The sequence below is a fragment of the Variovorax sp. E3 genome, assembly GCF_016082275.1.
Classification (GTDB): domain Bacteria; phylum Pseudomonadota; class Gammaproteobacteria; order Burkholderiales; family Burkholderiaceae_C; genus Variovorax.
Genome location: NZ_MOWM01000028.1, coordinates 1 through 19,919 on the forward strand (window position 1 = coordinate 1; position 19,919 = coordinate 19,919).

General features: G+C 69.2%; 10 protein-coding genes and 3 pseudogenes. 5 read left to right on the top strand and 8 right to left on the bottom strand.

The annotated features are described in order from the left end of the window. Positions 1-97: 97 nt before the first annotated feature. From BMG07_RS12750 to BMG07_RS12775, 6 genes and pseudogenes are all read right to left on the bottom strand, one after another. Positions 98-2,579, bottom strand: a pseudogene (locus BMG07_RS12750) (glycogen/starch/alpha-glucan phosphorylase). Positions 2,580-2,927: 348 nt separating this feature from the next. Next, on the bottom strand, positions 2,928-4,397 hold the full coding sequence (gene glgA / locus BMG07_RS12755) for a glycogen synthase GlgA (protein WP_198084881.1): 1,470 nt from the start codon (positions 4,395-4,397) through the stop codon (positions 2,928-2,930). Between the two features lie 19 nt (positions 4,398-4,416). Further along, entirely contained in the window at positions 4,417-5,733 is a 1,317-nt protein-coding gene (gene glgC, locus BMG07_RS12760; protein ID WP_198084882.1) for a glucose-1-phosphate adenylyltransferase, read from the bottom strand. An 84-nt stretch (positions 5,734-5,817) separates the two neighbouring features. After that, a complete protein-coding gene (glgX, locus tag BMG07_RS12765; protein ID WP_198084883.1) occupies positions 5,818-7,911 on the bottom strand; it encodes a glycogen debranching protein GlgX in 2,094 nt (697 codons plus the stop codon). Between the two features lie 13 nt (positions 7,912-7,924). After that, positions 7,925-10,099 (bottom strand): 1,4-alpha-glucan branching protein GlgB, encoded by a 2,175-nt coding sequence (glgB, locus tag BMG07_RS12770; protein ID WP_198084884.1) that lies wholly within the window; start codon positions 10,097-10,099, stop codon positions 7,925-7,927. A 5-nt stretch (positions 10,100-10,104) separates the two neighbouring features. Continuing rightward, positions 10,105-11,783 (bottom strand): annotated as a pseudogene (locus BMG07_RS12775) (alpha-glucosidase). A 153-nt stretch (positions 11,784-11,936) separates the two neighbouring features. Here BMG07_RS12775 and BMG07_RS12780 point away from each other — a divergent pair. Genes BMG07_RS12780 through BMG07_RS12790 form a run of 3 tightly spaced genes read left to right on the top strand, consistent with a single transcriptional unit; the run spans position 11,937 to position 14,495 of the window. Beyond that, the gene (locus BMG07_RS12780) at positions 11,937-13,388 is read left to right on the top strand and encodes an NAD(P)-binding domain-containing protein (protein WP_198084885.1); all 1,452 of its coding nucleotides are present in this window, start codon (positions 11,937-11,939) and stop codon (positions 13,386-13,388) included. 4 nt (positions 13,389-13,392) lie between these two features. After that, positions 13,393-13,902: a CMD domain-containing protein gene (locus BMG07_RS12785; protein ID WP_198084886.1), complete on the top strand. Its 510-nt coding sequence runs from the start codon at positions 13,393-13,395 to the stop codon at positions 13,900-13,902. Next, a complete protein-coding gene (locus BMG07_RS12790) occupies positions 13,899-14,495 on the top strand; it encodes a peroxidase-related enzyme (protein WP_198084887.1) in 597 nt (198 codons plus the stop codon). The genes BMG07_RS12785 and BMG07_RS12790 overlap by 4 nt, the downstream gene beginning before the upstream one ends. 3 nt (positions 14,496-14,498) lie before the next feature. Here the strand turns inward: BMG07_RS12790 and BMG07_RS12795 are convergent, their stop codons facing one another. Beyond that, positions 14,499-15,581: an NAD/NADP octopine/nopaline dehydrogenase family protein gene (locus BMG07_RS12795; protein ID WP_198084888.1), complete on the bottom strand. Its 1,083-nt coding sequence runs from the start codon at positions 15,579-15,581 to the stop codon at positions 14,499-14,501. Continuing rightward, entirely contained in the window at positions 15,574-16,554 is a 981-nt protein-coding gene (locus BMG07_RS12800; protein WP_198084889.1) for a tripartite tricarboxylate transporter substrate binding protein, read from the bottom strand. The genes BMG07_RS12795 and BMG07_RS12800 overlap by 8 nt, the downstream gene beginning before the upstream one ends. A 160-nt stretch (positions 16,555-16,714) precedes the next feature. On the opposite strand from BMG07_RS12800, the pseudogene leuS reads away from it, so the two are divergent. Then, positions 16,715-19,344 (top strand): annotated as a pseudogene (leuS, locus tag BMG07_RS12805) (leucine--tRNA ligase). Between the two features lie 15 nt (positions 19,345-19,359). Continuing rightward, positions 19,360-19,896: an LPS assembly lipoprotein LptE gene (gene lptE / locus BMG07_RS12810; RefSeq protein WP_198084890.1), complete on the top strand. Its 537-nt coding sequence runs from the start codon at positions 19,360-19,362 to the stop codon at positions 19,894-19,896. Positions 19,897-19,919 lie beyond the last annotated feature (23 nt).

Genomic DNA, 19,919 nt, shown 5'->3' on the forward strand with positions numbered 1-19,919 from the left:
GGGCAGCGCCCAACGAGCGCCATTCAGTGGTCGAGGCCGTCGTGCCCCCACCCCCGCCCTCCCCCGGAAGGGGAGGGAGAAACTTCCCCGCAGTCCTTCAGCCCAGCACCACCGGCTTGGTGTTCCAGATCTCGTGCGCGTACTGCGCAATCGTGCGGTCCGACGAGAACGCGCCCATGCCCGCCACATTGAGGATCGCCATCCGCATCCACGCGTCCGGGTCGCGGTACAGCGCATCGACCTCGGCCTGCTTGGCCACGTAGCTCGCGTAGTCGGCCAGCAGCAGGTAGTGGTCGCCCCAGTTCACCAGCGCGTCGTAGATGCCCTGGTAGCGCGACGGCTCGCCCGGCGAGAACGCGCCGTCGCGGATTGCGTCGAGCACGCGCTTGAGTTCGGCGTTGCTTCGTAGATGTCGCGCGGCTGGTAGCCGCGCGCGCGGATGTCCGCCACCTCGGGCGTCGTGTTGCCGAAGATGAAGATGTTCTCGGGCCCCACGTTCTCGCGCATTTCCACGTTGGCGCCGTCCAGCGTGCCGATGGTCAGCGCACCGTTCAGCGCGAACTTCATGTTGCCGGTGCCCGAGGCTTCGGTGCCCGCCGTCGAGATCTGCTCCGACAGGTCGGCCGCCGGCATGATGATCTCGGCCAGGCTCACGCTGTAGTTCGGCAAAAACACCACCTTCAGCAGCTTGCCCACGCGCGCGTCGGCGTTGATGGTGCTCGCCACGTCGTTGATGAGCCGGATCACCAGCTTGGCCATCACGTACGCCGAAGCGGCCTTGCCCGCGAACACCACCACGCGCGGCACGATGTCGACGGGCGCGCCCGTGGCCTGCGCGTCGAGGATACGGTGGTAGCGCACCACCACGTGCAGCACGTTGAGCAGTTGCCGCTTGTACTCGTGGATGCGCTTGACCTGCACGTCGAACATCGCGTCGGTGTCCAGGTCGATCTTCAGGTGCTGCTCGACCCAGTTGGCCAGCCGTAGCTTGTTCTCGCGCTTGGCATGGCGGAAGGCGCGCACGAAGGCCGGCTGCGCGGCCATGGGCTTGATGGCCTCCAGCTGCGACAGGTCGCGCCGCCAGCCCTTGCCCAGGCGCTGGTCGAGCAGCGCCGCCAGCGGCGGGTTGGCCTGCGCCAGCCAGCGGCGCGGCGTGACGCCGTTGGTCTTGTTGTTGAAGCGCTCGGGAAAGATCTTCGCGAAGTCCGAGAAGATCGACTGCTTCATCAGTTCCGAGTGCAGCCCCGACACGCCGTTGATCGAATGGCTCGCGAGCACCGCCACGTAGGCCATGCGCACGCGCCGCTCGCCGGCCTCGTCGACCAGCGACAGCCGGCGCATCAACTCGACGTCGTTGCCGACCTTCTGCGTCACGGTGGCCAGGAACTTCGCGTTGATGTCGTAGATGATCTGCAGGTGCCGCGGCAGGATGCGGCCGAGCATCTCGACCGGCCACGTTTCCAGCGCCTCGTGCATCAGCGTGTGGTTGGTGTAGCTGAACACCTTTTGCGTATGGGCCCAGGCCTCGTCCCACGACAGGCCGTGCTCGTCGAGCAGCAGGCGCATGAGTTCGGGCACGGCCAGCACGGGGTGCGTGTCGTTCAGGTGGATGCTGACCTTTTCGGACAGCTGCTCGAAGGTCTTGTGGTTGCGCAGGTAGCGGCGCAGCAGGTCTTGCACGCTGGCGCTGCAGAAGAAGTATTCCTGGTGCAGCCGCAGCTCGCGGCCCGAGGGCGTGGAGTCGTCGGGGTAGAGCACGCGCGAGACGTTCTCCGACTGGTTCTTGCTCTCGACCGCGCCCATGTAGTTGCCGCGGTTGAAGGCCGAGAGATCGATTTCCTCGGTGGCGCGCGCGACCACAGCCGCAGCGTGTTGGTGGCCTGCGTGCCGTAGCCGGGAATGATGGTGTCGTAGGCCACGGCGCGCACGTCGTGCGTGTCGACCCAGTCGGCCGCGCCGTAGGGGGCATTGGTGCCTTCGCGCTTTTGCACGTGGCCGCCGAAGCGCACGCGGTAGTTCACTTCGGGCCGCTGGAACTCCCACGGATTGCCGCGCGTGAGCCAGTAGTCGGGCGTTTCGACCTGTTGGCCGTCGACGATGCGCTGGCGGAACATGCCGTATTCATAACGGATGCCATAGCCCATGCCGGGCACGCCGAGCGTGGCCATCGAATCGAGAAAGCAGGCCGCCAGCCGGCCGAGGCCGCCGTTGCCCAGGGCAGCATCGGGCTCGCGTTCGGCCAGGGCGTCCATGTCGACGCCGAAGTCGGCCAGCGCCTCGCGCACGGTGTCGTAGAGGTCGACGGCCAGCAGCGCGTTGGTGAAGGTGCGCCCGATGAGGAATTCCATCGAGAGGTAGTACACGCGCTTCAGGTCCTGCGCGTAGTTGGCGCGCGTGGTCATCATCCAGCGTTCGACCAGCTGGTCGCGCACGGCCTGCGAGGTGGCGTTGAGCCAGTCGTCCTGGCTGGCGGCGACGGGGTCCTTGCCGACCGCGTAGATCAGCTTGTTGGCCACCGCGCGCTTGAAGGCAGCGACGTCGCGGTCGGGATGGTCGTAGGCGAAGTCTTTGATCGTCATGGTGAGCGCTCTCGAGGTGAGTGGTGTTGTGTCGGCCCAGGCATTGAGCGGGCGCGGTGTTTTGTCGAAGGTGCTTCTGGGGCGGGTGCACAGGACACCGGGTGTCCCCCTCCGCGAATGTCCCCCGGCCTGCGGCCTCCTCCTTTATTTCGCTGCGGGGGACACCCGATGCCCTGTGCACTTGGGCACGCGGCTGGTGCTCGCCGATCAACGACGGCTCTGGGTGGTCACGTCGATGGTGTGCTCTGCGCAGCGAAATAAAGGAGGAGCCCGAAGGGCGGGGGACATTCGCGGAGCAGAGCACGCCGTCGGCGTGACCGCGCCCTGAATGACCCAGAAATCCGGTGTTCATCCCAGCGCCTGCCGATAAACGTCGATGTACTGCGCGGCCGCCGTACCCCAGTCGGCCGGACGCCGCATGGCGTGGCCGCGAACCCGGCGCCAGTCCGGCGCGCGCTGGTAGAGGGCGAAGGCGCGGCGCACCGCGCGTTCGTAGCCGGCAACGTCGAAGCGATCGAACACGAATCCGGTGGCGTCGCCGCTGGCCAGGTCCTCGAGCGTGCTGTCGACGACCGTGTCGGCCAGCCCGCCGACGCGGCGCACCAGCGGCAGGCTGCCGTACTTGAGGCCGTACATCTGCGTGAGGCCGCAGGGCTCGAACAGCGAAGGCACCAGCGTCACGTCGCCCGCGCCGAACAGCTGGTGCGCGAGCGTTTCGCTGTAGCCGATGGTCACGCTGACCGATTGGGGTGCGGCCGCTGCGCGCTGGCGGAAGGCCTCTTCGAGCCAGCCCTCGCCGCTGCCCAGCAGCGCGAGCTGGCCGCCTTGGGCGAGCAGCGCGTCGAGCCCGTCGAGCACGAGGTGCAGGCCCTTCTGCTCGGTGAGCCGGCTCACGAGGATGAACAGCGGCACATCGGGCCGTTCGGCCAGGCCGAGCTGATGTTGCAGCACCGACTTGCAGCGCGCCTTGCCCGCCATGTGGCGGCCTTCGGGCGTGTGATAGCCCTGCACCAGGGCCGGGTCGGTCGCGGGGTTCCAGACCTGGTCGTCGACCGCGTTGAGGATGCCGGTCAGCACGCCGCTGCGCTGGCGCAGCAGGCCGTCGAGGCCGCAGCCCTGCTCGGGCGTCTGGATCTCCAGCGCGTACGTAGGGCTCACCGTGGTGAGCCGGTCGGCGTAGCACAGGCCGCCCTTCATGAACGAGAGCTGGCCGTGGTATTCCACGCCGTTCATCTGGAACGCGGGGCCGGGCAGGCCCACGTCCGCGAAGTTCCAGGGCGCGAACAGGCCCTGGTAGGCCAGGTTGTGCACGGTGAACACGCTGCCCACGCGGGGCGCGCCGGCCTGCTGCGCGAAGTGCAGGTAAGCCGGCGCGAGTGCGGCGTGCCAGTCGTGGGCGTGCACCACCTCGGGCTGCCACGACGGGTCGAGGCCCCGCGCGAGCTGCGCCGCCGCCCAGCCCAGCAGCGCGAAGCGGCGGTGGTTGTCGCCGTAGGGCTGGCGCGCGGTGTCTTCGTAGGGGTTGCCGGGGCGGTCGTAGAGCGCTGGGGCATCGATCACGTAGGCCGGTATGCCCGGCGTGCCGCTGACGGCCACGTGCCCGCGCCGCAGCGTGAAGCGCTCGCCCCAGGGGGCGTTGAATTCGGCGACCGGCGCCTGCTCGCGCACGCCCGCGACGATGGCCGGAAAACCCGGCAGCAGCACGCGCGCGTCCTGCCCCGCGGCCATGAGCGCCAGGGGCAGGGCGCCGGCGATGTCCGCCAGGCCGCCGGTCTTGAGCAGGGGAAAGAGTTCGGCGCTGACCTGGAGGATTCGCATCGTGTTCGGGGGCTCGGTGTCAGGCAGCCACGAGCCGCTTGAGCATTTCGCGCGTGACCAGCACCACGCCGTTCTCGGTGCGCTCGAAGCGCGCGGCGTCGGCCTCGGCGTCCTCGCCGATCACCATCTCGTCGGGAATCGCGCAGCCGCGGTCGATCACCACCTTGCTGAGCCGGCAGCCGCGGCCGACCTCGACGTCGGGCAGCAGCACGGCCTCGTTGATCTCGCAGAACGAATGGATCCGCACGCCCGAGAACAGCACCGAGCTGCTGACCTTGGAGCCCGAGACGATGCAGCCGCCCGACACGATGGTGTTGACCGTCATGCCGTGCTGGCCGTGGCGGTCGAGCACGAACTTGGCCGGCGGCAGCTGCCGCTGGTAGGTCCAGATGGGCCAGTCCGTGTCATAGATGTCGAGCTCCGGGGTGATGGCGGCCAGGTCGAGGTTGGCTGCCCAGAATGCATCAATCGTGCCCACGTCGCGCCAGTAGGTCTTGGCGCCCGGCCCGCGCGAGGCCCGCGTGACGCACGACATGCCGAACGGGTGCGCCAGCGCGCGGCCCTGGGCCACGGCGCGCGGAATGATGTCCTTGCCGAAGTCGTGGCTCGAGTCGGGGTTGATGCTGTCTTCCTCGAGCAGCTGGTAGAGGTACTCGGAGTCGAACACGTAGATGCCCATGCTGGCCAGCGCCACGTCGGGGTGGCCGGGCATGGCGGGCGGGTCGGCGGGCTTTTCGAGGAACTCGGTGATGTTGCGGTCGCCGTCGACGGCCATCACGCCGAAGGCCGTGGCCTCCATGCGCGGCACCTCGATGCAGCCGACGGTGCAGCCCAGGCCGCGCTCGGCATGGTCCTTGACCATGAGCGAGTAGTCCATCTTGTAGATGTGGTCGCCGGCCAGCACCACCACGTAGTCGTGCTTGGTGGAGCGGGTCTGGATGATGTCGAGGTTCTGGAACACGGCGTCGGCCGTGCCGCGGTACCAGTGCTCGTCGCCCACGCGCTGCTGGGCGGGCAGCACGTCGACCATTTCGTTGAGCTCGGCGCGCAAGAAGCTCCAGCCGCGCTGCAGGTGGCGCATGAGCGAGTGCGACTTGTACTGCGTGACCACGGCCATGCGCCGGATGCCGGAGTTCAGGCAGTTGGACAGCGCGAAATCGATGATGCGGAACTTGCCGCCGAAGTACACGGCCGGCTTGGCGCGCCGGTCGGTCAGCTGCTTGAGGCGGGAGCCTCGCCCGCCGGCCAGCACCAGGGCGATGGTGCGGCGGACCAGTTGGTGGGCCTGCAGCTCTTGTTGTTGCTGCTGTGGCGCTTGCGGTGTGAAGTTGTCCATCCTGAAGTCTCCGTTCGTTCGCTTGTTGGAATTCGTTGTCAGAGTTTCTGCATCGAGACTAGCACCGCGCCTTGCGGCTGGCTTCTACGTTCTTGCAATCCAGAGGCTCGAAAAATGCACTTGTGCCGTGTCGCCGAGCGCTTGCGCCACGTCCGCCGGATCGTGCGCGGGGTCGCTCGACAGGCACAGGCGCCAGGTGCCCGCAGGCAGCTTGAACGGCACGGTGTCGGGCCCTGCGTTCACCATCACCAGCCATGCGCTTGCTTTGTTTGCATTTGTTGCATCACTCCCCGGAAAGAGGATTGCAAGGGCCGTGCCCGTCTGCCAGTCGCCGGACGTCATCGGCTCGCCGTCGGGGCGCAGCCAGCGGATGCCGGCCGCCGTGCCCGCGGCGGGCTCGGCCGGCCACCAGCGCGTGCTGCGCAGGGCGGGCGCTTCGCGGCGCAGGGCGGCCAGGCGCGTCACGAAGGCGCTCATGCGGGCCGCGTCGCTCGTGGGGTCGGACGCGGCACCGATCCAGGCGAGCCAGGTGGTCTCGTTGTTCTGGCAGTAGGCGTTGTTGTTGCCCTGCTGCGTGTGGCCGAGCTCGTCGCCGCCCAGCAGCATCGGCGTGCCCTGGGAGAGCATCAGCGTGGCGAACAGCGCGCGCCGCAGCCGGTCGCGCATGGCCAGCACGGCGGGGTCGTCGCTCGGGCCCTCGACGCCGCAGTTGTTGCTCATGTTGTGGCCGTGGCCGTCGCGGTTGTCCTCGCCGTTGGCGAGGTTGTGGCGCTCGTTGTAGCTCACGAGGTCGCGCAGCGTGAAGCCGTCGTGCGCGGTGACGAAGTTGACGCTGGCGGTCGGCGCGCGGCCGTCGTGCGCGAACTGCGTGCTCGACGCGGTGAAGCGGTGCGCGAAGTCGCCGAGGCCGGCCTTGTCGTCGTGCGCTTGCCGCAGCCAGAAGCCGCGTTGCGTGTCGCGGTAGCGGTCGTTCCATTCGAGCCAGCCGGGCGGGAACTCACCCAGCCGGTAGCCGCCGGGGCCGAGGTCCCAGGGCTCGGCGATCAGCAGCGTGCGCGACAGCACCGGGTCTTGCGCGATGGCCGCGAGGAAGGGCGCGCGCGCGTCGAAGCCGCTCTTCGCGTTGCGTGCCAGCACGGGCGCGAGGTCGAAGCGAAAGCCGTCGACACCCATCTCGCAGACCCAGTAGCGCAGGCTGTCCATCACGAGCTGCAGCACGCGCGGCTCGCCGAGGTTCAGGCAGTTGCCGGTGCCGGCCCAGTTTTCGTAGAGGGCGCGGTCGTCGGGGCGCAGGTGGTAGTACAGGGCGTTGTCGATGCCGCGCAGCGAGAGGGTGGGGCCGAGCTCGTCGGTTTCGGCGCTGTGGTTGTAGACGACGTCGATCACCAGCTCCATGCCGCGTGCGTGGATGGCGTCGGCCATGGCGCGGAATTCGCTGGCGGGCGTGGTGCCGGGGCGGCCGCTCCAGTAGCGGGCTTCGGGCGCGAACCAGCCGATGGTGGTGTAGCCCCAGTAGTTGCTCAGGCCCATGCGCTGCAGGCGCTGCTCGTCGGCGCGGTGCTGCACGGGCATGAGGCTCAGCGTGGTGACGCCGATGCGCTGCAGGTGGTCGAGCACGGCGGGTTCGGCCAGGCCCGCGTAGCTGCCCCGGAGCGCGGCGGGTACGGCGGGGTGAAGCCGCGTCTGGCCGTGCACGTGCAGTTCGTAGAGCACGCGTTCGCTGGACGGAATTCGTGCGTGGCCGTGGGCTGTCGACGGGTTGGCCATTGCGATGACCCGACCCTTCAGTGCGACACCGCCGTTGTCGCGCGTGTCCCGTTGATCCGGGTTTGCGGCATCCTGGCCCAGAAAGATATCGCTGCCGTCGTACCGCCCGACGATCTCGCGCGCATACGGGTCGAGCAGCAGCTTGGCGGGGTTGAAGCGTTGCCCCTCGTGCGGCGCCCAAGGGCCATGCACGCGGTAGCCGTACACCAGCCCCGCCTGCGCGCTGGGCAGCAGCCCATGCCAGACGCCATCGGTGAACGAAGGCAGCCGGAGCCGTTGCTGCTCGTGCACGCCGGTGCTGTCGAAGATGCAGAGCTCGACCGCGTCGGCACGCGGCGCGACCAGCGCGAAGTTCACGCCTTGAGGCGAGGGCGTGGCGCCCAGCGGAAAGGGCGAACCGGCGCTCAGCATGCGCGCGGCCCGGTCACGCCAGCACCCACATCACGGTGGCCAGCGGCGGCACGCTCACGGTCACCGAATCCGCCCTGCCATGCCAGGGCACGGCTTCGCTTTCGACCACGCCGTTGCCGACGCCGCTTCCGCCGTACACCGCGCCATCGGTGTTGATGATCTCGCGGTACGTGCCCGCGCACGGCACCCCCAGCCGGTAGCCATGCCGGGGCAGCGGCGTGAAATTGCAGACCGCGATGACGAAGGCGCCGTCCCGCGCCCGGCGCACGAACGCGAACACCGACTGGTCCGCATCGTCATGCACGATCCACTCGAACCCGGCGCCGTCGTTGTCCAGCTCGTGCAGCGCGGGAAAGTGCCGGTACACGTTGTTCAGGTCGCGCACCAGCCGCCGAACGCCCTGGTGCGACGCGTGCTCCAGCAGGTGCCAGTCGAGGCTGCGGTCGGCGTTCCATTCGGCGTACTGCGCGAACTCGCCGCCCATGAACAGCAGCTTCTTGCCCGGGTACGCCCAGAGGTAGCCGTACAGGTTGCGCAGGCCCGCGAACTTCTGCCATTCGTCGCCGGGCATGCGCCCGATCATCGAGCCCTTGCCGTGCACCACTTCGTCGTGCGACAACGGCAGCACGAAGTTCTCGGTGTGCGCGTACATCAGGCCGAAGGTGATCTTCTGGTGATGGTGCTTGCGGTAGACCGGGTCGGTGCCGGCATAGGCCAGCGTGTCGTTCATCCAGCCCATGTTCCATTTGTAGTGGAAGCCCAGGCCGCCGTCCTCGGGCGGACGTGTCACGCCGGGGAAGCTGGTCGATTCTTCGGCCAGCGTGATCGAGCCGGGCCGCTCGACGCCCACCACGCGGTTCATGCGGCGCAGGAAGTCGATGGCCTCCAGGTTCTCGCGCCCGCCGAGCGTGTTGGGCACCCACTCGCCGGCCTTGCGGCTGTAGTCGCGGTAGAGCATGGAGGCCACCGCGTCCACGCGCAGGCCGTCCACGCCGTAGCGCTCGAGCCAGTAGAGCGCGTTGCCGACGAGGTAGTTGCGCACCTCGGTGCGCGCGTAGTTGAAGATCAGCGTCTGCCAGTCGTTGTGGAAGCCTTCGCGCGGGTCGGCGTACTCGTAGAGCGCGGTGCCGTCGAAGCGGCCCAGGCCGTGCGCGTCGGTCGGAAAGTGCGCGGGCACCCAGTCGAGGATCACGCCCAGCCCTGCGGCATGCGCGGCCTCGACGAAATGGCGAAAGTCGCCCGGCGTGCCGAAGCGCGAGGTCGGCGCGTACAGCCCGATCGGCTGGTAACCCCAGGAGCCGTCGAACGGGTGCTCGCTGATCGGCAGCAGCTCGATGTGCGTGAAGCCCATGTCGCGCGCATAGGGCACCAGCGTGTCGGCCAGCTCGCGGTAGTCGAGCCATTCGTGGCCGTTGTTCTTGCGGCGCCACGAGCCCAGGTGCACTTCGTAGATGCTGACCGGCGCGTGGCGCTCGTTGGCGGCGGCGCGGCCCTCGGGCATCTTCACGGGCGCGGGCAGCGGCTGCACCACGCAGGCGGTGTCGGGACGCAGCTGCGCCGAGAACGCGAACGGGTCGGCCTTGCGCAGCACCTCGCCCTGCGCCGAGAGGATTTCGAATTCGTAGGTGTCGCCGACCGACACGTGCGGCGCGAAGATCTCCCACACGCCGCACTCGCGGCGCAGCCGCATCATGTGGCGCCGGCCGTCCCAGTTGTTGAAGTCGCCGACCACCGACACGCGCCGCGCATTCGGCGCCCACACCGCGAAGGCCACGCCCTTGACGCCGTTCATCTCGCGCAGGTGCGCGCCCAGTTGTTCCCAGGGGCGCAGGTGCGTGCCCTCGGCCAGCAGCCAGATGTCGGTGTCGCCCAGCACGAACGGAAAGCGGTAGGGGTCTTCGAGCCGCGAGGTGTGCGCGTCCCAGTCGACCTGGAACGAATAGCCCATGCGGGCTTCGGCCGCAGGCACCAGGCCGCTGAACAGGTCCGTCTCGCCGTGCCGCGCCAGGATCGACAGCGGCCAGCCGGTGCGCGAATGCACCACCGCCACGCGCTGCGCGCCGGGCAGCAGCGCGCGCACTTCGAGGCCTTCGGCGGTCTCGTGCGGCCCCAGCACGGCAAACGGGTCGCCGTGCTCGGCACGCATGAGCGCGCGGATTTCGGATTCGGGCAACGGCTTCAGGGGCATGGCGGTCAGCTCTGTCCTTCTTCGGCGGGCGTGCCGAGGAAGACGCCATAAGGCGACAGCACCAGCATGCGCTTTTCGTTCACGGTCTGCACGACGGCGGTGCTCTCCAGCGGTTGTCCGACCAGCGGCTGCAACCGGCCGGGCAACGGCATCGACACCGGCTCGCTCCCCAGATTGAAGACGGCGTGCAGCGATTGGTTCCCGTCGCGGCGCTCGAAATGCAGCAGCGGCTCGGGCGCGTCGAAGAAGGCGATGGCGCCGGTGCGAAGCAGCGGTGCGTGCGGCGCCAGTGCAGCAGGGCGCGGCTGAAGGCGAGCATCGAAGCGGCGTCGTCGGTTTGCCGCGCGACGGCCAGCGGCAGGTGCGGGCCGTACACCGGCAGCCACGGCGAGCCGGTGGTGAAGCCGCCGTTCGGCGCCTCGGCCGTCCACGGCATCGGCGTGCGGCAGCCGTCGCGGCCCTTGAACTCGGGCCAGAAGGCGCGGCCGTACGGGTCTTGCAGCCGTTCGAACGGTACCTCGGCTTCGGGCAGGCCGAGTTCTTCGCCCTGGTAGATGCTGGCGCTGCCGCGCAGCGTGAGCAGCAGCGTCAGCCAGAGCCGATCGCGCCGCGTGTCGGCGGGGGCGCCGTCGCTCCAGCGGGTGGCGACGCGCGGCACGTCGTGGTTCGACACCGCCCAGCAGCCCCAGCCGCCCGTGGGGGCCAGGGCGCTGTCGAGCGCCTCGACCTGGTGGCGCAGGTGCTTGGGGCTGTGGTCGGCCGTGAGCAGGCTGAAGCTGTAGGCCAGGTGCAGGCGCTTGCCGCGTTCGGTGTACTGCGCCATGACGGGCGGCGCGTTCTCGTCGCCGACCTCGCCCAGCGCCACCGCGCCGTAGCCGTCGAGCAGCCGACGCAGGCTTTCGAGGAACGCCAGGTTCTCGGTCTGGCTCTTGTCGTACAGGTGCTGCTGCATGGCATAGGGGTTGTCGGCGCGCACCGTGCTGACCTCGTCGATCGACGCGAGCGAGGCCGGCGGGTTGTCGCGCAGCAGCGCGTCGTGGAACTGGTGGTTGCAGGCGTCGAAGCGGAAGCCGTCGACGCCGCGCTCGCACCAGAAGCGCACTTCGCCCAGCAGCGCCTCCTGCACCTCGGCGCAGTGGAAGTTGAGGTCGGGCTGCTCGGCAAGAAAACTGTGCAGGTAGTACTGGCGCCGGCGCGCGTCCCATTGCCAGGCCGAGCCGCCGAACACCGACAGCCAGTTGGTGGGCGGCGTGCCGTCGGGTCGGGGGTCGGCCCACACGTACCAGTCGGCCTTGGGGTTGTCGCGCGAGCCGCGGCTTTCGGCGAACCAGGCGTGCTGGTCGGAGGTGTGCGAGAGCACCTGGTCGATGATGAGCTTGAGCCCCAGCGCATGCATGCGCGCGAGCATGGCGTCGAAGTCGGCCAGCGTGCCGAACAGCGGGTCGACCGCGCGGTAGTCGGACACGTCGTAGCCGAAGTCCTTCATCGGCGAGCGGAAGAAAGGCGAGACCCAGACCGCATCGACGCCGAGCGCCGCCACGTGGTCGAGGCGGGCCGTGATGCCGGGCAGGTCGCCGATGCCGTCGCCGTTGCTGTCGTTGAAGCTGCGCGGGTAGATCTGGTAGATCACCGCGCCGCGCCACCATTCGCTGCCGTTGCTGTTGCTTTTTTCGCTGCGTCCCATGCCTGCCCCTGTGGTCGAAAAACATTGTGGCATGCGAGATTCGGGCCAGTGGTACTGGCTTGCGCGCCGCGCGATGATCCTTCGGCGCCCCGTGAAGCTTTCTACACTGGGCACCGTTTTGCACGCAGCAGCGTACCGTTCCCGTTTTTCAAGATGACTTCAGATTCAGCCTCCTCACTCGCCGCGCTCGAAGCGCGGCTCGCCCAAGACCTCGACTACCTCGGCTGGCCCGGCCGCAACTGGATGCCCGCGCGGCAGGCGGGCGGCGAGGCGCTGCTGGACGTGGCCATCATCGGCGGCGGCCAGGCCGGGCTGGCCGCCTGGGTCGCGCTGGCGCAGCAGGGCATTCGCGCCGTGGTGTTCGACCGCTCGCCCGCGGGCAAGGAAGGGCCCTGGGCGACCACCGCGCGCATGGAAACGCTGCGCTCGCCCAAGGAACTGACCGGCCCGGCGCTGGGGCTGCCCGCGCTGACCTTCCGTGCATGGTTCGAGGCGCAGTTCGGCCTGGAGGCCTGGACGGCGATGGACAAGATCCCGCGCCTGCAATGGATGGACTACCTGGCCTGGTACCGCCGCGTGATGGGCGTGGACGTGCGCAACGACACGGCCGTCACCCGCATCCAGCCGCTGGCCGACGGCTCGGCCGTGCGCCTGGACCTGCGCACGCCGCAAGGCGAACGCAGCGTGCTGGCGCGCCGCGTGGTGCTCGCCACCGGGCGCGACGGCCTCGGCGGCCCCGCCGTTCCGGCGTTCGTCAACGCGCTGCCGCACTCGAAGTGGGCGCATTCCTCCGACGACATGGACTACGGCCGGCTCCAGGGCCTGCGCGTGGGCGTGGTCGGCGCGGGTTCCTCGGCCATGGACAGCGCGGCCACCGCGCTGGAGGCCGGCGCGCACAGCGTCGAGCTGCTGATCCGCCGGCCCGACCTGCCGCGCGTCAACAAGGGCAAGGGCGCGGGCGTGCCGGGGCTGACGCAGGGGCACTACGACCTGCCGGACGAACTCAAGTGGCGCATCCGCCACTACATCAACGTGGCGAACGTGCCGCCGCCGCACGGCAGCACGCTGCGCGTGTCGGGCCACCCCAATGCGTTCTTCAACTTCGGCTGCCCGATCCTGTCGATCACGCCGCAGGGCGAGGCGATGCGTGTGTCGACGCCGAAGGGCGATTTCGAATTCGACTTCCTGATCGTCTCGACCGGCTTCAAGGTCGACTGGCCGAACCGCCCCGAATTCGCGGCCATCGCCGCCCATGTGCGCACCTGGAAAGACCGCTTCGTGCCCGCCCCAGGCGACGAAGACCAGGAGCTGGCCGACTCGCCCGACCTCGGGCCGGCCTTCGAATTCCAGGAGCGCGCGGCGGGCGAATGCCCGGGGCTCGGGCGCATCCACTGCTTCTGCTACCCGGCGGCGCTGTCGCACGGCACGGTGTCGGGCGACATCCCGGCCATCAGCGACGGCGCCAAGCGGCTCGCGAGCGGCATGGCCGGCCTGTTCTACCGTGAGGACTTCGACCACCACTGGGCCAACATCGAGGCCTATGCCGAACCGGAGCTGTTCGGCGACGAATGGACGCCCGCGCTGCCGCCGCAAGAAAGAAACTGACCCCATGACCACCCTCACCACTCCCGATGTGATCGACGCCGCCGTTGCGCTGGCGCCGGACCAGGCCACCTGGGCGCTGCGGCGCCAGCGCGACAAGGTCGTTGCCGCGACGCAGGGCAGCTACGACGCGATGTTCTCGCCGGCCGTCGAAGGCCTCTCCGTGGCCGAGCGCCTGCTGGTTGCGCTGCATGCCTGCCGTGTCTCGAAGGCCGAGAGCCTGGCCGCGCACTACCGCGACCGGCTCGTGGCCGAGGGCGCGGACGGCGCGCTGGTCGAGGCGGTCGCGAGCGGCCGGCCAGTCGGTGACACCCGCCTTCAGGCCGTGCTGGCATTCACCGGCAAGCTGATCGAACGCCCCATCGAGGGCGACAAGGCGGCTGTGCAGTCGCTGGCCGACAGCGGCCTGTCGACGCCGGCCATCGTCGCGATGAGCCAGCTGATCGCATTTCTTTCGTACCAGATCCGCGTTGCCGCGGGCCTGAAGGCGCTGGCCGCCGTGGAGGCTTCGGCATGACGACCCCGATCCGCATCAAGGGCTTCACCACCGACGTGCTGAAGTGGAAGCCGTGGCTCGACACGGTGAATGTCGACACGGCCACGCCCGCGCAACTGGCGGCGCTCGACGAGATGAGCCCGCAGGCGCGCACCTCGCCGTACTTCCTGGTGCTGGCGCACCAGCCCGAGATACTGCTGCAGCGCTCCATCGCCTTCAACGCGATCATGTTCGCGCCGGGCGGCATGCCGCGCGCCGAGCGCGAGCTGGGGGCCACGGTCGAATCGCGCGTCAACGGCTGCGTGTACTGCGCGTCGGTGCATGCGCAGCGCTTCGAGCAGCTGGCCAAGCGCAACGACGTGATCTCGCAGGTGTTCGACGCGCCGGAAACGGCCGGCACCACGGCGCGGGAAAAGGCCATCGTCGCGTTCTCGGTCCGGCTCGGAGCCGAGCCCGACAAGGTGTCTGCCGACGACATCCAGGCGCTGAAGGAGGTCGGGCTGGGCGAGCTGGAAATCCTCGACCTGGTCCATTCGGTGGCCCTCTTTGCCTGGGCCAACCGGCTGATGCTCAACCTCGGGGAGCCGGTGTTCCCCGAAGCCGACGCTTCATAAGCACTACAGGCGGGCCAGCAGCCCCGCGACGGTTTCGCGGGCCAGGCCCAGCGGCTCGAGAAGGTCGTTCTCGCGGCGGAAGTCGACGCCGTTGACCAGCGAGGCCGCGTCCACGATGGTGCGCGTCGCGGGCGTCGGCACGCCGGCGATGGCGCCCAGCGCCTCGATGAAGGCCAGGCCGTAGGGCATGTCCTCGGTCACGTAGCGGGTGTCGACCTGCACCGGCCCGGGCGGGCCGCCGCGCTTGGCGTGCAGCTCGGCGGCGATGTCCTCTAGTTTCTCGGACGTGGTGCCGAAGGAGCGCGCGAAATGCGCCTCGATGGGCCCGACCTCGATGCCGAAGGCCCGCGCCACGGCGCGCCGCTCCTGGTCGAGCGCCTCGATCGCGCGCGACACGCCGGGGGTCATGCAGTGGTACTGCGGCCAGTTCTCGGCGCGCTCGATGCGCGTCCAGTTGAAGACCGCGAGCGGGCCGTGGGACTGCGGGTTGACGTTGGCCAGGGCGCTGGCGAGGGCGCTGTCCTGCACGAAAAAGCCTTCTCCGAAGAGCGCCGTGCACAGCGCCACCGCTTCGGCCGCCTTGGCGCCGGGCAGGGCCGACACGCCGACCGCCTTGCGCCGCGTCATGACCTTGACCTGCGTGCCGGACTCCCGACGCGCGGTCAGCACGGTCGTGCCGAAGCTGGCGACGGTGATCCGTTTGCCGGCGCGGCGGGCGGCTTCATGCAGATAGAGCGACGACAGCGAGGCCATCGAGCTGACGATCACGGTCTGGCCGTCGCGCAGGAAGGGCAACAGCGCGTCCATCACGTGCCTGTGGCCGTTGACGGGCAGGGCGAGCAGCAGCACGTCGCTGGCTTGGCACAGCCCGGCTGCGCCGTCGGCGACCTCGACCGTCACCGAAAACGACTGCACGCCGCTGGCTTCCAGCGCTTGGGTACGCAGCGCCTCGGCGCCCCGGCCCCCGGGCGACCACACGGTTACGCCGTGCCCCGCCTGCCGCAGCCAGGCCGCGCTGGCCAGCGCGATCGCCCCGGTGCCGGCGATGCCGACGCGGTAGCTTCCGCCCTGGCGAACTTCAGTCAATCTTGATCCCGCCCTGCTTGATGACCTTGGCCCAGCGCTGGCTGTCTTCCGTCACGACCTTGCCCAGCGCGGCCGGGCCGCCGCAGGTGTTGACCGCGCCCAACTGGGCGAAGCGCTGCTTGGTCTCGGGCAGGTTGCACACCTCGACCAGCGCCGCCGACAGCTTTTCGATGCTCGCCGCCGGCATCCGCGCCGGTGCCATCACGCCGACCCAGACCGGCACTTCCATGCCCGGCAGGCCGGTGGCCTCGCCGATGGTGGGCGCCGAGCCCATGCTGGGGAGGGACACGCGAGAGAAGGTGCCCAGCACGCGCGCCTTGCCGCTGGCGACCATGGGCTCGATCGAGGCCACGCTGGTCACGATGGTCGCCACCTGCCCGCCCAGCAGGTCGGTCATGGCGGGCGCGGCGCCCCGGTAGGGCACGTGCAGCAGGTTCACGCCGCCGGCCTGGGCCAGCAGCGCCCCGGTCAGGTGCGACACGGTGCCGTTGCCGGTCGAGGCGTAGGTGACCAGGCCCGGGCGGGCCTTGGCGTCGCGCAGCACATCGGCCACGGTCTTGTAGGGGCTTTCGGTGCGCACCGACAGCGTCATCGGCGTGTCGGCCACCAGCGCCACCGGCACCAGTTCGTGCACCGGGTCGTAGGGCAATTTGGCCTGCAGGTGCGGGGCGATGGTGACCGCGCCGCCGGTGGCCAGCAGCACGGTGGCGCCGTCGGTCGCCTTGGCCACCGCGTCGGCGGCCACGATGCCGCCCGCGCCGGCCTTGTTGTCGATGATGACCGGCTGGCCCAGCCTGTCGGTGAGCTTGGCGCCCAGGTAGCGGGCGATGACGTCCTGCGCGCCGCCGGTGGCGAAGGGCACGACGAGGCGCAGGGGCCTGTCGTTCTGCTGGGCCCACAGCGGCGTGGCGGAGGTGGCAAGGCCGGCGGCGGTCGCGAGGGCCAGGGCGAGGTGTTTCAGGCGCAGTTTCATGGGGGTTCCAGGCAGTGCGAAACCCGCCGGATGGCGGGCGTTACCCGCGCAACACGCAGGTTACGTGCCCCAAGTCTAGAGTCTGCGGGCCGGGGCTTTCTCCCGGGCGCGATAATCCCGCGTTCCCGGCCGCCTTGCGCCGGGCTCTTGCCGAACCGCCATGAATCCCAGCTACAAACCCAGCGACGTCGAGTCCGCTGCCCAGGCGCAATGGAGCGCCGCCGATGCCTACCGCGTCACCGAGGACGCGAGCCGCAAGAAGTACTACGCCTGCTCGATGCTGCCGTATCCCAGCGGCAAGCTGCACATGGGCCACGTGCGCAACTACACGATCAACGACATGCTCACGCGCTACCTGCGCATGAGCGGCTACAACGTGCTCATGCCCATGGGCTGGGACGCCTTCGGCCTGCCGGCCGAGAACGCGGCGCTGAAGAACGGCGTGCCCCCGGCCAAGTGGACCTACGAGAACATCGCCTACATGAAGGGCCAGCTCCAGGCCATGGGCCTGGCCATCGACTGGAGCCGCGAGATCGCCACCTGCGACCCGAGCTACTACAAGTGGAACCAGTGGCTGTTCCTGAAGATGCTCGAAAAGGGCATTGCCTACCGCAAGACCCAGGTCGTGAACTGGGACCCGGTCGACCAGACCGTGCTGGCCAACGAGCAGGTGATCGACGGCAAGGGCTGGCGCACCGGCGCCACGGTCGAGCGCCGCGAGATCCCGGGCTATTACCTGAAGATCAGCGACTACGCCGAGGAATTGCTCGAGCACACCCAGCACAAGCTGCCGGGCTGGCCCGAGCGCGTCAAGCTGATGCAGGAAAACTGGATCGGCAAGAGCGAGGGCGTGCGCTTCGCCTTCACGCATGACATCCGGGACGCGAGCGGCAAGCCGATCCAGGACGGCCGCATGTACGTGTTCACCACGCGCGCCGACACCATCATGGGCGTCACTTTCTGCGCCGTGGCGCCCGAGCACCCGCTGGCCACGCACGCCGCCACGCTTGACCCCAAGGTCGCGGCCTTCATCGAAGAGTGCAAGAACGGCGGCACCACCGAGGCCGAGCTCGCCACGCAAGAGAAGAAGGGCGTGCCCACGGGCCTCACGGTGACGCACCCGATCACCGAGGAGCAGGTGCCGGTGTGGGTAGGCAACTACGTGCTGATCGGCTACGGCGACGGCGCCGTGATGGGCGTGCCCGCGCACGACGAGCGCGACTTCGCCTTCGCCAACAAGTACGGCATCGAGATCATCCAGGTGGTGCTGGTCGACGACGAGCCGCACTTCGACTATCACAAGTGGCAGGACTGGTACGGCGACAAGCAGCGCGGCGTGACCATCAACTCCGACAACTTCAGCGGCATGACCTACAAGGAGGCCGTGGCCGCCGTGGCGCATGCGCTGGGCCAGAAGGGCCTGGGCGAGCTGCAGACCACTTGGCGCCTGCGCGACTGGGGCGTGAGCCGCCAGCGCTACTGGGGCACGCCGATCCCGATCATCCATTGCGAAGAACACGGCGCGGTGCCGGTCCCCGAAAAAGACCTGCCCGTGGTGCTGCCGACCGACTGCGTGCCCGACGGCTCGGGCAACCCGCTGCACAAGCACGAGGCTTCCACGCCGGCGTGGTCTGCCCCGTCTGCGGCAAGCCCGCGCGGCGCGAGACCGACACCATGGACACCTTCGTGGATTCGTCGTGGTACTTCATGCGCTACTGCGATCCGAAGAACGACGAAGCCATGGTGGCCGGCGGCGCCGACTACTGGATGCCGATGGACCAGTACATCGGCGGCATCGAGCACGCGATTCTTCACCTGCTGTACGCGCGCTTCTGGACCAAGGTGATGCGCGACCTGGGCCTGGTGAAGGCCGACGAGCCCTTCAGCAAGCTGCTGACCCAGGGCATGGTGCTCAACCACATCTTCTACAAGCGCAACGAGAAGGGCGGCAAGGACTACTTCCCGCCCACCGAGGTGACGACCGTGCTCGACGCGCAGGGCCGCATCGTCGGCGGCACCACCGCCGACGGCACGAAGGTCGAGTACGGCGGCGTGGGCAAGATGGGCAAGAGCGAGCGCAACGGCGTCGACCCGCAGGACCTGATCGAGAAGTACGGCGCCGACACGGCCCGCCTGTACACCATGTTCACCGCGCCGCCCGAAGCCACGCTCGAGTGGAACGACGCGGCCGTCGAGGGCAGCTACCGCTTCCTGCGTCGGGTGTGGAACTTCGGTGTCGCGCAGGCGGACGTGGCCCCCGTCGCGGCCGGCGGCCAGGCCTTCGGCAAGGGCGCCCAGGCGCTGCGCCGCGAGGTGCACACCGTGCTGCGCCAGGTCGACTACGACTACCAGCGCATGCAATACAACACCGTGGTGTCGGGCGCGATGAAGCTGCTCAACGCGCTGGAAGGCTTCAAGCCCGACGGCAGCGCGGGCGACGCGGCTGCAGTGCGCGAGGGCTTCGGCATCCTGCTGCGCTGCCTGTACCCGGCCACGCCGCACATCGCCCAGCAGCTGTGGAGCGAACTGGGCTACGACAAGGGCCTGGGCGGCCTGCTCGACGCGGCCTGGCCCACGGTCGACGTCGAAGCGCTGGTGCAGGACGAGATCGAACTCATGCTGCAGGTCAACGGCAAGCTGCGCGGCAAGCTCAGCGTGCCGGCCGGCGCCTCCAAGGACGAGATCGAGAAGCTGGCGCTGGCCTGCGACGACTTCGTCACCTTCGCCGAAGGCGCGCCGCCCAAGCGCGTGATCGTGGTTCCCGGCCGCCTGGTCAACGTGGTTCTTTGATTGAACGACTCAAGCATGAACACTCGCAATGTCTCGCTGCCGCGCCGCGGCTTTCTTCTCGGGCTGACGGTGGCGGGCGCTTCGCTCGGCCTGGCCGGGTGCGGCTTCGAGCTGCGCAAGGCGCCGGTCTTCGCGTTCAAGACGCTGTCGGTGGCGGGGAGCGAGGCGCTCCTGAAGTCGGCCATGATCAACCAGATCCGGCGCGAACTGCGCGCGACCGGTTCGGTGACGGTGCTGCCCGCCGAGGACGCGGCCAAGGCCGACGTCGTGCTCGAGATCCTGGGCGAGGAGCGCAACCGCTTCGTGATCTCGACCAACTCGGCCGGCCTGGTGCGCGAGCTGCAATTGCAGCTGCGCATCCGCTTCCGCCTGCACACGCCCGGCGGCAAGGACCTGCTGCCGGCCACCGAGGTCTCGCAGACACGCGACCTGAGCTTCAACGAAACCAATGCGCTGGCCAAGGAAGGCGAAGCCGACCTGCTGTTCCGCGACATGCAGTCGGACATCGCGCAGCAGCTGATGCGCCGCATCGCCGCAGTGAAGTCGCTCTAGACGTTTTCCAGCTCGCGCACGCT

Coding starts and splice junctions, on each gene's coding strand:
- glgC (WP_198084882.1), bottom strand. CDS start 5,733: ATGGACAACTTCACACCGCAAGCGCCACAGCAGCAACAACAAGAGCTG.
- BMG07_RS12780 (WP_198084885.1), top strand. CDS start 11,937: ATGACTTCAGATTCAGCCTCCTCACTCGCCGCGCTCGAAGCGCGGCTC.
- BMG07_RS12800 (WP_198084889.1), bottom strand. CDS start 16,554: ATGAAACTGCGCCTGAAACACCTCGCCCTGGCCCTCGCGACCGCCGCC.
- BMG07_RS12790 (WP_198084887.1), top strand. CDS start 13,899: ATGACGACCCCGATCCGCATCAAGGGCTTCACCACCGACGTGCTGAAG.
- lptE (WP_198084890.1), top strand. CDS start 19,360: ATGAACACTCGCAATGTCTCGCTGCCGCGCCGCGGCTTTCTTCTCGGG.
- BMG07_RS12785 (WP_198084886.1), top strand. CDS start 13,393: ATGACCACCCTCACCACTCCCGATGTGATCGACGCCGCCGTTGCGCTG.
- glgB (WP_198084884.1), bottom strand. CDS start 10,099: ATGCCCCTGAAGCCGTTGCCCGAATCCGAAATCCGCGCGCTCATGCGT.
- glgA (WP_198084881.1), bottom strand. CDS start 4,397: ATGCGAATCCTCCAGGTCAGCGCCGAACTCTTTCCCCTGCTCAAGACC.
- glgX (WP_198084883.1), bottom strand. CDS start 7,911: ATGCTGAGCGCCGGTTCGCCCTTTCCGCTGGGCGCCACGCCCTCGCCT.